This window comes from Archangium violaceum Cb vi76 (genome assembly GCF_000733295.1).
Taxonomy (GTDB): Bacteria; Myxococcota; Myxococcia; order Myxococcales; family Myxococcaceae; genus Archangium; species Archangium violaceum.
On record NZ_JPMI01000045.1, the window covers coordinates 75,448 to 89,700 of the forward strand.

Here is a 14,253-nt window from a genome sequence, read left to right on the forward strand (position 1 = left end):
CGTTGTCGAGCTTCTTGGGGAAGCTGCCTCCACCATGTCCACCCGACCTACCAGCCCATCCCACCGAAGGCAGAGGCAACCGTCACCCGTGACTGGCTTGCCGGGGACGTTCGCGCTCGTGCTGCTGGCGGGAGGCTTCCCGATGGAAGCCCTGGGCCAGACGGATTCAGCGACGAATGGCTGCCTGCGCAATCCCGCCTGCTACAAGCCCCCGCCAGGAGAGGAAGCCATCATTCCCTGGCTGTCACACACCGAGCGCGCGGCCCGTACCGCCTCGACCGTCTCGGCGATGCTGGAGGACGCGGATGTCACAATCATCGAGAGCATTCTGACCCGGTGCGCCCTGGAAGCAGATGAGAAGGTCAACAAGGAAGACCCGGAGCTTCGGGGGCAGGACCCCACTCGTGAGCAGTGCAAGAAGGTAGTCCGCCGGGAAGGGAATCGGGAGGTGACGCGAGCCATGGAACTCGGCACCAGGAAGCACGAACTGGCACTCGACTGTATACGGGCAGCCGTCGCGGAAGACTTCGCGAAACATGTCAGTGTGACGCCGACCTACCAGAAGGCTCCCAACACGGGACTGTGGAGGTGGGTCGATCCCAAGCAGGTGAAGGAATGGCTGCAGATCGGACTCAAGAGCATGCTCTGGGGAGCACTGGTTCCCGATATCGTCATTCATGCACCAGGAAATCCGAATCAGGCCCAACGCGTCTACGATCTCAAGTTCCCGTGCCCTCGTGAAAACGATCCTTCTTGGGGGAAATACACCAGCGGCCAACCCCATCATCCGAAAAATCAGGGAGATATGTACCAGGAAGCACTTCGCCTGAAGAAAAAGGATGTGTCCTTCTCCACTCCATCAGGAATCAAATGATGGGTGCTCACTACCCGCGCATACGTATCGACAAGATCGTTGGAACAAGACACTTCCTGCTCATCCGGGAGAGCGTGAGCATCACCTTCCACATGAAGCGCTCCCATCAAGAGATCCTGCGGGAGGTCATGCGCGCCCTGCAGGTCTACCGCCGCGCGGTTGGGCCGCAATCTCTCGGGTGGTACGCCGACCCGTATAGCGGTGATTGGGATGAGCTCGATGACAAGGGATGGGCATACATCCAGCGGGAGATGCTCGAAGAACCCGCCACCTCCATCTGGCTGCGAGAACTCCCCAATGCCACCACGGGGTATGAATTCCTCTACCAAAGCCATTTGCTCGAGGTGAGCAATGCAGATGCGGCGAGCACGGTGTCCTTCATGCTCCCCACGGAGTACCTGGAGGAACACGGACCGGACCGTGTCAGGGCGTTGGCGCTGGAGTTGGCGGCGGAGCTGCCCTTCAACTCCGGCCACGCCGGGCTCTGCTTCAATTTCCCGGAGAGCTTCCTCGGCGTCCTCGATGCCATCCGCGACCTCTCCTTCCGCCACCCCGGTCTGGACATTCCGGGGGTGCTCTTCACGTCCCTGGAGATCGGCACGCGGGTGAACGGAGTGCATTGGCTCAACTTCCTGGGCCCGCCCGTACTGCGAGAGTTGGGAGGCACCGAGAGCCTGCGCACCCGCCTGCGTTCTCCTGGAACCACCGTGCAAGCACTCGACGAAGAACGGGCCGTGGTGACGCTGGGAGAATGGCCGGAGGCGGGAGACACCGAGCAGGGAAACACCCTGCCCGCCTATCGTGAGCTGGCACACGTCCTGGAGCCCTGGCTCCAACTGGACAGCTTCTCCCAGGAAGCCCTACGACGGTGGGAGCGCCGCTTCCTGGACTGAGGCTCGCCGGCCCTTCCCTCCCGGGGCATACTGCGGCCCATGTGTGGCCGCGTCACCATCCAGACCCCCGCCCTGGCGATCGCCCGTGAGTTCGCCCTCACCGGCGTCCGTACCGCCATCGAGCGCCCCCGTTACAACCTCGCCCCCACCCAGCTCATGCCCGTCGTCATCAACGACGGCGAGCGCATGCTGGACGCCTACCGCTGGGGCCTCATCCCCTCCTGGGCCAAGGAAGCCTCCATCGGCAGCAAGCTCATCAACGCCCGCGGCGAGACCGTGGCCGAGAAGCCCAGCTTCCGCTCCGCCCTCAAGCGCCGCCGTTGCCTCGTGCTCGTGGACGGCTGGTTCGAGTGGAAGCAGAACACGAAGCCCAAGACGCCCTACTTCTTCCGCCGCAAGGACGGCCGCCCCATGGCCTTCGCCGGCCTCTGGGAGGAATGGACCGCCCCCGACACCGGCGAAATCCTCCGCACCTGCTCCGTCATCACCACCGGCCCCAACCACCTCATGGCCCCCATCCATGACCGCATGCCCGTCATCCTCCCGCATGCGGCCCAGGAGTTGTGGCTGCGTCCGGAGCCCCAGGAGGCCTCGGTCCTCCAGCCCCTGCTCGTCCCCAACGAGGACGAGCCCCTCGAGGCCTGGGAGGTGGCGCGCGTGGTGAACTCACCCACGAACGACGTGGCCGCCTGCGTGGAGCGAGTGGCCAGCCAATCCACGCTCCTCGTCTGACGCCCTCTAGTCGCCGAAGATCTTCCGGAAGAAGCGCACCACCGAGAACGACACGGCCGTGTCCTCGGGCCGCCCCTGCGTGTCCTGCTCCAGCGCCACGGGGGGCCGCTGCGCCTCCGGCTCCACCGAGAAGACGCTGAACTCGTCGTCACCCCCGAGCGCGTTGAGCGCCTTGCGCGAGGCATTGCCACGTGTGGGCTTTGGGTCGGACATGGGCCTGGCTCCCGGAGTGCGTACCAGGCGTCAGTGTAGGACGAGCCCCGTCACGGCGCCACGGGGGCCGGGGCGGACGGAGCCTTCCGGCGCAGGCCCACCACATACACCTCCATGCTGGCACCCCGGGTGGCCTCGGGGCGCACCAGCTTCACCTCCTCGAAGCCGGCGCGCACCTCGTCGCGGAACTCCTCGAACTCGCCCCCCATGAAGAGCTTGGCCACGAAGGCCGAGCCCGGACGGCCCCGGGTGAGGGACAGCTCCAGCGCCTTGCGCGCCAGCCGCAGACTGCGCGCCTCGTCCGTGGTGCGGATGCCGCTCGTCTTGGGCGCCATGTCCGAGATGACCGCGTCGTAGGGCCCCTCGTACAGCGCGCTCAGCTTCGCGTCGAAGTCGTCGGCCAGCACGTCCAGCACCGCCGTCTTCACGTACGGCTGCGAGAAGGGCCGGATGGCGACGATGTCCACCCCAATCACCCGGCCGTTGGGCCCCACCGCGTCCGCCAATATCTGCAGGAAGCCGCCCGGCGCGGCCCCCAGGTCGAGCACCGTGGCGCCCTTCTTCAAGAAGGGGTAGCGCTTGAGGATCTCATCCACCTTGAAGGCGGAACGGGCCCTCAGCCCTTCTTGCTTGGCTTTCTTGAAATAGTGGTCTTTCGGACGGTAGGGCTTGCCCATGGCGGATGGGGTCCCTACCATCGGCTACTGTCTTCGGGAAGCCGGAGCAGCGGCGGGGGTCGTGGAACCCGTGAAATGGCGGACCGGAGGGGCGATGCGACTCAGCGTGACGACGGCGGTGTGCGTCTCCCTGCTGACAGCGGCCTGCGCGGCGGGGTGCTGGTACCGCGCGGAGCAGCTGCGCTCGGAGGCGGACTGGCTGATGGAGCGGAGCAAGGCCCAGGCGAGCGAGTTCGCCCAGAGTTTCAACGACGCCCTGGCCACCCAGCAGCTGGAGACGTTCGCCAGGCGCCGGGCGGTGCTGGAGCGGGCGCACCTGTGGCAGCGCGGCCAGGCGCTGGGCATCATGCTCACCGTGGCGGCGGGGACCTGCGCCTGGCTGCTGAGCCTGATGCGCCGCCTGGATGGCGAGCTGGAGGAGGCGAGCCAGGAGCTGGAGCAGGCGCGAGCCGCCGAGCCGGCCCCCCTGGGAGCCACCGTCCGGGCCTCGCGCTCCTAGAGGACTCGCGGCGCGAGGAGCACGCTGGTATGGACTCCTCCACCCCTGACCGGGAGGAAGGGCATGCCGGGCTGCGCGCACTGCGGAGGCAAACTCGACATCGTGGGCAACCAGGTGGGGCGGAGGGACACCTGCCCCCATTGCGGCGAGGAGGTGCACTCGTGCCGCAACTGCCGCCACTTCGACGAGACGGTGGCCAAGCAGTGCAAGGAGCCCTTCGCCGAGGTGCCCTCGGACAAGGACGAAGCCAACTTCTGTGAGTTCTTCCAGGTTGGCGAGGGCGGCCTGCACGCCCGGGAGAACAAGGACGCGCTGCTGTCCGCCGCCGAGGCCCTCTTCAAGAAGAAGTGACGGACGCGCACCCGAGCGCTCCGTCCCGTGTGCGGCGAGCGGGCGGGAACACTTCCCGTCCCGGTCCTCCAACCAAATGTTCAGCAAAGAGCGGGAGCCCAGACGCGGCCAACTGGCTGAATCCTCGCGCCGCTGAACGGGACAGCGCGAGCGCCAGGCCACTCCCGCTCGCGGGGGACCGAATGGCGCTGCATCCGACCAACGAGGGAGGCCAGGGCTCGCAGGAGATCCACCGCGGGCGCCGGTACGTCGTGTCCCGGGTATGGACGGGAGAGGGCGTCTCCCTGATCCTCAAGCAGGCCCGGCGGGGCTCCCTCGCCCCCACCAGCGCGGCGATGCTCCACCACGAGTTCGCGCTGCTGCGGGAGTTGGCGGATGGGAGCGTGACAGGTGTGGTGAGGCCACTGGCCCTGAAGGAGGTGGCCGAGAGCGTCACGCTCGTGCTCGAGGACGCCGGGCCCCGGGATCTACGGGAATGGCTGAAGCGCCACCCGGCCGAGCCCGACACCTTCCTCGAGCTGGCCCTCCAGCTGGTGAAGATCCTCGCGGAGCTCCATCAGCGCCACGTCATCCACCGGGATCTCAACCCCTCCAACATCATCCTCGCCGGGCAGGAGCTCCGCGTGACGCTGATCGACTTCGACATCGCCACGAAGGCCGCCGGGCTCGCCGATGCGGCGCGCCTCCTCGGAGAGCTCGAGCTGACGCTGCCCTATATCTCGCCGGAGCAGACGGGGCGGATGGACCGCCTCGTGGATCACCGCTCGGACCTCTACTCCCTGGGCGCCACGTTCTACGAGATGCTCACGGGTCAGCCGCCGTTCACCTCGCCGGATCCCATGGAGCTCGTGCACGCCCATCTGGCGAGGCCTCCCCTTCCTCCGGTCCACGCCAACTCCAGGATTCCGGAGGCGCTCTCGGAGCTGGTGCTGAAGCTGCTCGCGAAGATGCCCGAGGAGCGCTACCAGAGCGCGGAGTCCCTCCTGGCCGATCTCCAGGAGCTGAGCAGACGGAAGCGGGCCTCGAGAAGACTCAAACCCCTGGAGCTCGGCCGGATGGATCTGTCCCGCCAGCTCCCCCTCCCGGAACGGCTCTACGGACGGGAGCGGGAGCTGGCGGAGCTCGGAGCCACCCTGGAGCGGGTCCAACGCGGTCCCAGTGAGTGCGTGGTGGTCGTGGGGGGGCCGGGCATCGGTAAATCGTCGCTCGTCCACACGCTGAGCCAGCGCCTCGGGCGCGCGGGCTGGTTCCTCTCCGGCAAGTGCGACCAGCTCCGGCGCAACGTGCCCTACGCGCCCCTGGTGAACGCCTTCCAGGGGCTGGTGCGCGAGCTGATGAACGAGCCGGCCCAGCTGCGCAACTCGTGGCGGCACCGGCTGCTGGAAGCCCTGGGGAGCCAGGGCGGCGTCATCCTCGAGGTCCTCCCGCAGTTGGAGCAGCTCCTCGGCCCCCAGCCGCCCGTGGCGGAGCTCGAGCCGGCCGAGGCCGAGAACCGCTTCCATCTGACCTTCCAGGCGTTCATCCGGGCCATGGCCTCACCCCAGGCGCCCCTCGTGCTCTTCCTGGATGACCTGCAGTGGGCCGATCCCGCCTCGCTCTCGCTCTTCCAGTGCCTGGCCCGGGACCCGGAGTCCCAGCACGTGCTGCTCGTGGGCGCCTGCCGGCCCGAGGCCACCGGGCCACAACAGCCCGTCGCCCGCACGCTCGCGGCCATCCGCGAAAGAGGCGCGGCCCTCACGATTCTCGAGCTGTCTCCGCTGGACCTCGACGCGCTCACGGCCCTCTGCTGCGACACCCTGCGCCGCGGGCCCGGGCAGGTCCAGCCGCTGGCCGGGCTCGTGCAGCGGAAGACCGCGGGCAATCCCCTCTTCGTCACCCGCTTCCTGCGCTACCTCCACCAGTCCGGCCTGCTGCGCTTCGACGTCGAGCGCGGCACGTGGCAATGGGACCTCGCCCGGATGGAGCAGGTGGAGATGACCGAGAACGTGGTCGAGTTGATGATCACGACCATCCGCCGGCTCCCCGAGCGCACCCAGCGCCTCCTGAAGGTCGCGGCCTGCCTGGGCAACCGGGTGGATCTCCAGTTGCTCGCCACGTTGATGGGCATGTCCGTGGACGAGACGGCCACGGCCCTCTGGAGCACCCTCCAGGAGGGGCTGCTCGTCCTGGAACGCCCCGGCCTCTACCGTTTCGCGCACGACCGCATCCAACAGGCCGCGTACTCCCTGCTCGAGGAGGGCCAGAAGAAGCGGATCCACCTCGAGGCGGGACGCCTGCTGCGGAGCACCCGCGAACACGAGCTCGACGCGCGGATCTTCGAGGTGGCCGACCAGCTCGAGCTGGGCGCGGAGCTGGTGACGGAAGAGACGGAGCGGCTGGAGCTGGCCCGGCTCAACCTCCAGGCCGGCCGCAAGGCCAAGGCCGCCTCGGCGTTCCGGTCCGCGCTGGGCTACCTGACCCGTGGTCTCGGCTTCCTTCCACCGGGCACCTGGCGGTCGAACCATGAGCTGACCTTTCGTCTTCATCGCGAGGCCGCGGAGTGCGCCTACCTCACGGGCGATCCGGAGCTCGCCGGGAAGCTCCTCACCTCCGCACTGGGCCAGGCCAGGTCCCGCTTCGAGAAGGCGGAGCTCTACATCCTCCGGCTGCTCACCTGCCTGGTGAAGCGGGACCACCAGGAGGCACTCCAGTCTGGAAAGGAAGGGCTGCGGTTGTTCGGCGTGGAGCTGCCGGAGAAGCCGGACCTCCCCCGGGCCTTCGCGGCCGAGCTGGCGGCGGTGAAGGAGAATCTGCGCGGCCGCTCGTTCGAGGAGCTCCTGGAAGCCCCCCAGATGAAGGAGCCGGAGCAGCTGGCCTGTGTGCGGATCCTCTCGGAAATCAGCACGGTCACCTTCTTCTTCGATCCCCTCCTGTTCGCCTTCATCAACCTCCGCGTCGTCAACCTCACCTTGAAACATGGCAACACGGTCTACTCCTCCACCTCGTATGTCATCCATGGCATGCGCCTGGGAGCGCTCCTGGGCGACTACGAGTCCGGCCATGCCTTCGGCCGCCTGGGAGTGGATCTCTGCCTGCGGTATGACGATCCACGGCAGCGGAGCAGGACGATCCTCACGTTCGCGGTGAGCGTGAATCATTGGAGGGCCCCCCTCCGGACGGCCCTGCCCCTCTACCGTGAGGCCATCACCGCCGGGCTGGCGAGCGGCGATCTCCAGTTCGCCGGCTTCACCATCCCGGTGCAGGTGCACACGTTGTTCTCGATGGGGACGGCGTTCTCCCTCGTGCTCTCCGAGCTCGAGAGCGGCCTCACCTTCCTCGACAAGAGCAGTGTCCATCGGCTGGTCGACTCACTGCGCTGTCTTCGCCAGGCCCTCCGGTGCCTGCAGGACCAGACACGAGAGCGGGCCCGCTTCGAGGATGACGCGTTCGACGAGGCGGACTTCCTCGCCTCGAACCAGCGCATCGGCGCGACGATCACCCTGTACAGGATCCTGCGCCTCCAGGTGTCCTATCTGCTGGGCGACCTCGAGGACGCCCGGGAGATGTCCCGGGAGGCGGCGACGAGCCTCGACACCATGCCGGGCTGGTTCTTCGTCGCCGAGCACAATGTCTACACCTCGCTGGTCCTGGCGGCGTCCTGCACCACGGCCACGTCCGAGGAGCGGGCCCACCTGCTCGCGGGGATCGCCGCCCACCAGCACCAGCTCGGCCTCTGGGCGGAGAACTGCCCGGAGAACTTCCGCCACAAGTACGAGCTGATCAACGCCGAGGTCGCGCGTATCGAGGGACGGCACGTGGAGGCCCTGCGGCTCTACGACAGCGCCATCGAGGGAGCCCATCGGGAGGGGTTCGTCCAGGACGAGGCCCTGGCCCAGGAGTTGGCGGGCCGCTACTTCCGGACGGCCGGCGGAAAACGGCTCGCCCACGTCTATTTGAGGGCAGCCATCGAGGGCTATGCCCGCTGGGGCGCGCAGGCCAAGGTGTCCGCCCTGCAGGAGGAGTTCCCGGACCTGGAGTCCACCGAGCCGGTGGCCTGGAAGACCCCGGAGCGCCCCGCGGCGGGTGGCACCGTGGGGGGCGCGAGCCTCGACATGCTCAGCATCCTGAAGGCCGCGGACAGCCTGGTGAGCGAGGTGGTGTTGGACCGCCTGCTCGACAAGCTCATGGCGGTGTGCCTGGAGGCGGCGGGAGCTCAACGCGGAGCGCTCGTCCTCGGGGAGAAGGACACCTTGATGGTGCGAGCCCTGGGCGCGGTCTCCGAACCCGTCGCGCTGGGACGCACCCCCTTGAAGGAGTCGGATCAGGTCCCCATCACGCTCATCGAGTACGCCTGCCACACGGGCGAATCCCTCGTCCTGGCCCATGCCGCCCGGCAGGGCGCGTTCGTCTCCGATCCCTATGTGGCCCGGCACGCCCTCAAGTCGGCCCTGGCCGTGCCCATCCAACGGCCCCCGAAGACGATTGGCGTGCTCTACCTGGAGAACAACCTCGCCACCCGGGCCTTCACCCCGGAGCGGGTCCGCGTGCTGCGGCTCCTGTCCTCGCAGATCGCCATCTCGCTGGAGAACAGCCAGTTGTTCGAACGGCTGCGCATCGAGGTCGAGGAGCGCAGACGGGCGGAGCAGGCCGTCCGCTTCATCGCCGAGTGGAGCCTGACGTTGTCGGAGTCCCTGGACTTCGAGACGACGCTGACCAAGGTGGCCCGCTCGGTGGTGCCCTACCTGGCCGACTGGTGCGTGGTGGATGTCATCGAGAAGGACGGGAGGATCCGTCCGGTGACGATGGCGCACGTGGACCCCGCGAAGGAAGTCATCCTGCGCGAGCTCAACCGGGAATATCCCCACAACTGGATGACGCCCGAGCCGCTCGTCCGCGTGCTGAGGACGGGGCAGTCCGTGCTCTTCTCGGAGCTCGACGACGCGCGGCTGCGAAGGAACAACCCCGCTCGCGAGGAGCACTTCTTCGAGCTGCTCCACGCCGTCGCGGTCCGGACGGGCATCATCGTTCCGCTCATCGCCCGCGGAAAGACGCTCGGCGCCATCATGTTCGCCTCGGCGGCGCCGGGACGCAGGTACACGGAGGCGGAGCTGCACCTGGCTGAAGAGCTGGCACGCCGGGCCGCCGTCTGCATCGACAACGCCCGGCTGTACGGCGAGTCCCAGGACTCCATCCAACTGCGCGACAACTTCCTGTCCGTCGCCGCGCATGAGCTCTACACCCCCATCACCGCGCTGCGCCTCTCCGTGCAGGGGCTCCTGCGGCGCTGCGGCTCCGAGCTGCCGGAACCCCTGACCCGGGGCATCCGGAGCGCCGAGGCCCAGACGCGCAAGCTGGCGAAGTTGATCGAGGAGCTGCTCGACGTCACGCGCATCCAGTCCGGACGCATCCACCTGCGTCTGGAGCAGGTGGCGCTGGCGGACGTGGTGCAGGACGTCATCGAGCGCATGGGGGAGACGATCTCCCGGGCGAACTGCCCCCTGTCCCTGCATTTTCACGGGGGCGTGGTGGGCCGGTGGGATCGCATCCGGCTGGAACAGGTGGCCACCAACCTGCTGTCCAATGCCCTCAAGTTCGGTGCCGGCAAGCCCATCGACATCACGCTCTCCCAGGAGGGAGACGTGGCGCGGCTCCAGGTCAGCGACCAGGGCATCGGCATCGAACCCGACCGCCTGCCGCATGTGTTCGAGCGGTTCGAGCGGGCGGTCTCGGTGGAGAACTACGGGGGACTCGGGCTGGGGCTCCACATCGTGCGGGAGATCGTCTCCGCGCTCGGAGGCACGGTGAGGGCGGACAGCCATCCGGGAAAAGGCACCACCCTGACGGTGGAGCTGCCCTGCGCCGGGCCGCCCACCACCGGAACGGAGCACCGGGAATCCCAGGACATGGCTTCCGCCCCGAGTCATTAGCATTACAGTTATACTTTGAGCCGATAATTACTGCTGCGCAAGCCGGATGAAGGCCGAGCGAACCTGACGGTGAAGCTCTTCGACTGAATCAGGGAGTGCATTGCGCATGTCGGCCGTCACCTAGCTGTTGCAGCCTTCCTCGGGATTGAGTTCCGGCGAAAGGAATAGGGCGTGCTCAATCGCATCACATCCGCCGGCCCGGCACTCGATCTACCTGGGGAAAAGTGCCACATGCTCAAAGACATGGCCATGATCGCCGCCGGCCTCTCGCAACACGGACGATGCGCTGATGCATCATGCCCAGCCCCCATCTCGGATGCGCTGACGGCATCCCGGCGCCTACCCTCAACTGAAATGGTGTGGCGAACCAGCGTTGCATTCCCCGGGCTGCGGTGGAATCCGCGAGGACTCCCTGAGGAAGCGGGTGTAGAACAGGCTCTTCTTGACTCCTGGCAGCACTACACAGTTTCCGGGCGCGGGGACCAAGCTTGGCTGACACCCAGCGAAGAGCGGAGGGTTGGCGTCTTTCGTCGTGTCGCGGCGAGCGACCATGAATTCAGATCGCTCGCTCCGGGTCAGACTGGCTCCTTTTCGTCGTCGGTATCATCAACCGCAGTCAGCAGTTCGAGGAGACGTTTCCGTGCACGGCAGAATGCCCTGTGCATATTCGGGTGCCACCTCGGGAGCACTTCTCCACGCTCCGCGGCTTCCAACCGGCGCTGAAATTCACGCAGGGCGGCGTTCTCCTGAGGAGTGAGACAGTCGGTGTACCTCTTCATGAGACACAACAACTGCTCGTCGAGAATCTTGCGAAGCTGGCGCTCGGTGTTGGCGAGCTCTTCGACTCTGGCTTCTTCGAGGAGAAGCGGGGTGATCCGCTCCACCCAGCTTGCATGACGCATGCGGTTACCCGCACGCCCTCCCGCGAAATGTTTGGCGACGGTCTTCGCCCAGGTGCGAAAGCACCTCACACGCAGAGGGTCGACCATCCATTGCTCATAGAGCACGAGGCGAACATCTGCGAGGAAGTCCTCGTCCATGCGCCACAAGCGCATGATGCCTTTGATGCTGCGCTCCGCACCACTGGCGTTGAAGATTTCCAAGAATTCGTGCCACCGGCTCGTATCTGGAGCACCATTCATGACGCATGCCCTAGAGATGAAGCGATTGAAGACCAGGAGGAGGAACTCACGCCGAGCATCCCCGGGAAACTCCTGATGACTCCTATGGCAAACTCAACCCAGCAGCCATCGAGAAGTCCCGGGAAAAGGATCAGGTTCACGCCGAACTGCTCAGGATGAGCGCAGACTCGGACTAGGTATTCGGAATGTGATTCATGACCACCTCCGCTTGGTGTCGTGCAGCAACTGGTTCAGTTTAAGGACGCCTTCTTGATGTTCTTGAGGTGCTCGCCGACCAGGGGCAGGTCCACTGATCTCGAGGCTTTTTGAAGCTGCTCTTGGGTGCACAGTTCAAAATCGAAATCCAGTGGCAGGAGCTGCTCCGAAAGAGCCATCTCAGGCCCGTGCGCCACGCCTGAAGCTTCGAGCGCTTCCTGCGCTTCGAGCAGCTTGTCCTCGAGCCTGCTGACAAAAGCCTCGGAGCACACGAATTCTTCCAAGTCTGGATCTCCAAGGAGAGCCCACACCACCGCTGGATGTTTCGCGAGATCGTTGAAGGCCTGTTCGAAGATGATGCAGAACCGCGCGAGCTGCTCGTAATCCCCGAGACGTCCCACGGCAGCTGCCGCAATCAGCCAGGGACTGACGACCGTGGGGTCGAACCGCATGGCACGGACGGCCAGGAGGAAGGAGAGTTCATACTGGTTTTGCCTGAAGTAGCCAACAGCCAGGTTGGCGAGGGCAGCGCAGCGGTCCGTTCCATGCCGTGCAATGAGGAAGAGCCTGCGCAGGAGCCTCTCGCTCTCCTTGTATTTCTTGAGGTGCTGATAGGTGATCGCCACCAGCTTGAGCGTGATGTGATCGTTCTCCCATCCAGCCTGCGCCTGGAGCTGCTCCAGGGTTCCGGGTGTGGCGCGCTTGCCGAGCGTCGAACGCACGAACTCGCGCAATCGGGCATTCTTCGCGTCACTCGCAGGGAGCATGTAGATGTTCAGCTCCATTGGATCCCTCCTCCGTTCCTTGTGCTTAGGCATATTGAGCCTCCCTTCACAGTAGATGGAGCAACCAACGCGCTCGACTCGGACATCCACTCCTTCCGCCCGAAAATTCGTGAGGAAGTACGGCACCTTGGAGCTCCAGGGTACCGAGTGTTGGAATGTGAATTTCGGGTGGATTAACGGCCGCTCCCGTTCGGAGCCGCTGACGCCTCGTGGTGAATGGCGCATCCGCCACCGCCGTTCACCGTAAACGACGTCATGGCCAGGAAGGACAACAAGAGCGCGAGCACATGCTCAGCCGCCGTGCTCCGCCCGCCCCAGTGCCGGGGCTTGTTGTTCTTCCTGGCCGACGCGTTCTTCCTGGCCGACGCGTTCTTCCGAGTCGACCTCTGTAGCTTGACCTTGCCCATCGTCCTCTTGATCTTGCGCATTGCAGCTCCCCTCGTGGCCTCTACTCAGGAGGAGGGCCATGGCAGTGCAGCACAGACATTCCCTCGGCGCTGAAACCGGAGAGACAGCGGGGGATGGTGCGGAAGACGCTGTGGAATGAGGGAAGTGTCGCGCACCCGGCAGTCAACTCCTTCCCGGGGCGCGTCGTCCGAGGTCGGATGCTCCCCATTCAAGGAGGCGCCATGCCCCATCAGAGTACCCGTCCGGCGGACGACGTGCTGAGGGGGCTTGAGGACCACCACTTTCAAGGACAGGTAGGGGATACACTACCCAGCGGAGCAGGCGAGAAGGCCGGGGAGCAGCACTGGGCTACTGCCAAGGGCATCTTTCAGGGACTAGTGGAGTGTCCGCGAAGTTTTTGGACATAGTCACAAGCGGCGGCGCTCCACCCACTCGTGCATCTTGGAGCGGGTCCACGACCAGGTGAAGGGGTGGGCATAGAGACGGTTGTATTCGGGCCAGCTGGCGTTGAGGTGCTCGATGAGTTCATCACGGCTGGCCCAGCTTCCCCGCTGTAGGTAGTGCGCTGCGAAGGCGCGCAGCAGCAATTCGGCCTGGTTGAGCCAGGAGGCGTGCGCCGGCGTGAAGAGCACCCGGACATGAGGGTAGCGTCTACGCAGGAAGTCGAGCGTCTCCTGGGCGACGTGGCTGGAGCCTCCATCCCAGATGAGGTGGATGCGGTGCGCGTCACGGTGGTCCCCAAGCAGTTGGGGGAGCACTGCTCGCAGGCAGGCGCCGTCGTTGCGCTCCAGGCACCAGCCCCGCATCCGGCCGGTATGCACCACCAACTTCGCCAGGAAGTTCACCGTGCCGTGCCGCGTGTACTCGAACTCCTGGTTCTCGATGCGCCCAGGCCTCATCAGGCGCGTGGGCTGGTTACGCTCCAGCACCTGGATGTTGGGCTTCTCGTCCAGGCACAACACCACCTCACCTCGTGCGGCCAGTCTCTGGGCCTGCTCGTAACACCAGAGAATCTGCGTCGCCTGATGGCGAAAGGCGTCGTCAGGAGTCGGTGTCTTCCAGTACCGGGAGCGATGCGGTTGCAGGTCTGCATCGCGAAGGATGACGGCCACGGTGGAGTGTGAAATGGCGGGGGCGATGCCCCGCAGGCGAGCAGCACGCGCCAGGCTGCGCGTGGACCAGTGGGTCATGTGCAGCCCGACTCCAGCCGGCTCACTGCAGGCCAGTCGCTCCACTTCGACCCGCTGGAGGGGGGGAAAGCGCCCGCGGTCGCCCTGGGCGGTAGGAGTCCTTCACTACATCCACGCCGAGAGCTTCGAAGCGACGACATAGCGCCCAGATGGTCCTGCGATCCTGGCCGAGTCGGTCGGCCAACTCCGAGACGATTGTCGCCGGGTCAGCCATACCCAGTAGAATGCGTGCCCGCCGGGCGATGCGTTGTTCGGTACGTCCGTCTCGCACCAGCCCCTCAAGGTACGTCACTTCTTCGGGCGAGAGATGGATGAGTCGCGGAGGACGTCTCCTCATCCACCGGAGTTATCCATCCCTCCGCGACTATGTCCAAAAACTTCGCGGACA

At 66.0% G+C, this 14,253-nt stretch carries 13 protein-coding genes; 6 read left to right on the forward strand and 7 right to left on the reverse strand.

What is annotated here, in order from left to right; translation table 11 throughout:
• Positions 1 to 142 precede the first annotated feature (142 nt).
• The 3 genes from Q664_RS07695 to Q664_RS07705 are packed head-to-tail and all read left to right on the forward strand — an operon-like array spanning position 143 to position 2,499.
• A complete protein-coding gene (locus Q664_RS07695; RefSeq protein ID WP_152621971.1) occupies positions 143 to 874 on the forward strand; it encodes a hypothetical protein in 732 nt (243 codons plus the stop codon).
• Positions 871 to 1,767 carry a type VI immunity family protein gene (locus Q664_RS07700; protein WP_235216599.1) on the forward strand — a complete coding sequence of 299 codons (897 nt, stop codon included), beginning with the start codon at positions 871 to 873 and terminating at the stop codon, positions 1,765 to 1,767. Before Q664_RS07695 ends, Q664_RS07700 begins: the two co-directional genes overlap by 4 nt.
• Positions 1,768 to 1,806: 39 nt before the next feature.
• The gene (locus Q664_RS07705) at positions 1,807 to 2,499 is read left to right on the forward strand and encodes an SOS response-associated peptidase (protein WP_043391593.1); all 693 of its coding nucleotides are present in this window, start codon (positions 1,807 to 1,809) and stop codon (positions 2,497 to 2,499) included.
• A gap of 6 nt (positions 2,500 to 2,505) precedes the next feature.
• Here Q664_RS07705 and Q664_RS07710 read toward each other — a convergent pair whose 3' ends face one another.
• Both Q664_RS07710 and Q664_RS07715 read right to left on the reverse strand, forming a co-directional pair.
• Entirely contained in the window at positions 2,506 to 2,712 is a 207-nt protein-coding gene (locus Q664_RS07710) for a hypothetical protein (protein ID WP_043391596.1), read from the reverse strand.
• A gap of 50 nt (positions 2,713 to 2,762) precedes the next feature.
• A complete protein-coding gene (locus tag Q664_RS07715; RefSeq protein WP_043391598.1) occupies positions 2,763 to 3,410 on the reverse strand; it encodes an SAM-dependent methyltransferase in 648 nt (215 codons plus the stop codon).
• Positions 3,411 to 3,483: 73 nt separating this feature from the next.
• Between Q664_RS07715 and Q664_RS07720 the strand changes: the two genes are divergently transcribed.
• The 3 genes from Q664_RS07720 to Q664_RS07730 all read left to right on the forward strand — a co-directional run bounded on the left by Q664_RS07720 (position 3,484) and on the right by Q664_RS07730 (position 10,145).
• The gene (locus Q664_RS07720) at positions 3,484 to 3,888 is read left to right on the forward strand and encodes a hypothetical protein (protein ID WP_052517808.1); all 405 of its coding nucleotides are present in this window, start codon (positions 3,484 to 3,486) and stop codon (positions 3,886 to 3,888) included.
• 63 nt (positions 3,889 to 3,951) lie between these two features.
• Positions 3,952 to 4,239 (forward strand): hypothetical protein, encoded by a 288-nt coding sequence (locus Q664_RS07725; RefSeq protein ID WP_043391601.1) that lies wholly within the window; start codon positions 3,952 to 3,954, stop codon positions 4,237 to 4,239.
• Positions 4,240 to 4,421: 182 nt separating this feature from the next.
• Positions 4,422 to 10,145, forward strand: a complete 5,724-nt coding sequence (locus Q664_RS07730; protein WP_052517809.1) for an ATP-binding sensor histidine kinase — start codon at positions 4,422 to 4,424, stop codon at positions 10,143 to 10,145.
• 575 nt (positions 10,146 to 10,720) lie between these two features.
• On the opposite strand, the gene Q664_RS07735 is transcribed toward Q664_RS07730, so the two are convergent.
• From Q664_RS07735 to Q664_RS62620, 5 genes are all read right to left on the reverse strand, one after another.
• Positions 10,721 to 11,248 (reverse strand): hypothetical protein, encoded by a 528-nt coding sequence (locus Q664_RS07735; protein WP_043391603.1) that lies wholly within the window; start codon positions 11,246 to 11,248, stop codon positions 10,721 to 10,723.
• A gap of 269 nt (positions 11,249 to 11,517) precedes the next feature.
• Entirely contained in the window at positions 11,518 to 12,267 is a 750-nt protein-coding gene (locus Q664_RS07740) for a hypothetical protein (RefSeq protein WP_043391605.1), read from the reverse strand.
• Between the two features lie 173 nt (positions 12,268 to 12,440).
• Entirely contained in the window at positions 12,441 to 12,695 is a 255-nt protein-coding gene (locus tag Q664_RS57470) for a hypothetical protein (protein WP_152621972.1), read from the reverse strand.
• A gap of 387 nt (positions 12,696 to 13,082) precedes the next feature.
• Positions 13,083 to 13,865 (reverse strand): IS630 family transposase, encoded by a 783-nt coding sequence (locus Q664_RS07750; RefSeq protein ID WP_043391609.1) that lies wholly within the window; start codon positions 13,863 to 13,865, stop codon positions 13,083 to 13,085.
• A gap of 22 nt (positions 13,866 to 13,887) precedes the next feature.
• Positions 13,888 to 14,202 carry a helix-turn-helix domain-containing protein gene (locus tag Q664_RS62620; protein WP_326938678.1) on the reverse strand — a complete coding sequence of 105 codons (315 nt, stop codon included), beginning with the start codon at positions 14,200 to 14,202 and terminating at the stop codon, positions 13,888 to 13,890.
• Positions 14,203 to 14,253: the final 51 nt, after the last annotated feature.

Excerpts from the sequence above, each read along its gene's own strand:
- Q664_RS62620 (WP_326938678.1), bottom strand. The coding sequence starts at position 14,202 with ATGAGGAGACGTCCTCCGCGACTCATCCATCTCTCGCCCGAAGAAGTG.
- Q664_RS07710 (WP_043391596.1), bottom strand. The coding sequence starts at position 2,712 with ATGTCCGACCCAAAGCCCACACGTGGCAATGCCTCGCGCAAGGCGCTC.
- Q664_RS07730 (WP_052517809.1), top strand. The coding sequence starts at position 4,422 with ATGGCGCTGCATCCGACCAACGAGGGAGGCCAGGGCTCGCAGGAGATC.
- Q664_RS07715 (WP_043391598.1), bottom strand. The coding sequence starts at position 3,410 with ATGGTAGGGACCCCATCCGCCATGGGCAAGCCCTACCGTCCGAAAGAC.
- Q664_RS07695 (WP_152621971.1), top strand. The coding sequence starts at position 143 with ATGGAAGCCCTGGGCCAGACGGATTCAGCGACGAATGGCTGCCTGCGC.
- Q664_RS07740 (WP_043391605.1), bottom strand. The coding sequence starts at position 12,267 with ATGGAGCTGAACATCTACATGCTCCCTGCGAGTGACGCGAAGAATGCC.
- Q664_RS07725 (WP_043391601.1), top strand. The coding sequence starts at position 3,952 with ATGCCGGGCTGCGCGCACTGCGGAGGCAAACTCGACATCGTGGGCAAC.
- Q664_RS57470 (WP_152621972.1), bottom strand. The coding sequence starts at position 12,695 with ATGCGCAAGATCAAGAGGACGATGGGCAAGGTCAAGCTACAGAGGTCG.
- Q664_RS07720 (WP_052517808.1), top strand. The coding sequence starts at position 3,484 with ATGCGACTCAGCGTGACGACGGCGGTGTGCGTCTCCCTGCTGACAGCG.
- Q664_RS07700 (WP_235216599.1), top strand. The coding sequence starts at position 871 with ATGATGGGTGCTCACTACCCGCGCATACGTATCGACAAGATCGTTGGA.
- Q664_RS07750 (WP_043391609.1), bottom strand. The coding sequence starts at position 13,865 with ATGACCCACTGGTCCACGCGCAGCCTGGCGCGTGCTGCTCGCCTGCGG.
- Q664_RS07705 (WP_043391593.1), top strand. The coding sequence starts at position 1,807 with ATGTGTGGCCGCGTCACCATCCAGACCCCCGCCCTGGCGATCGCCCGT.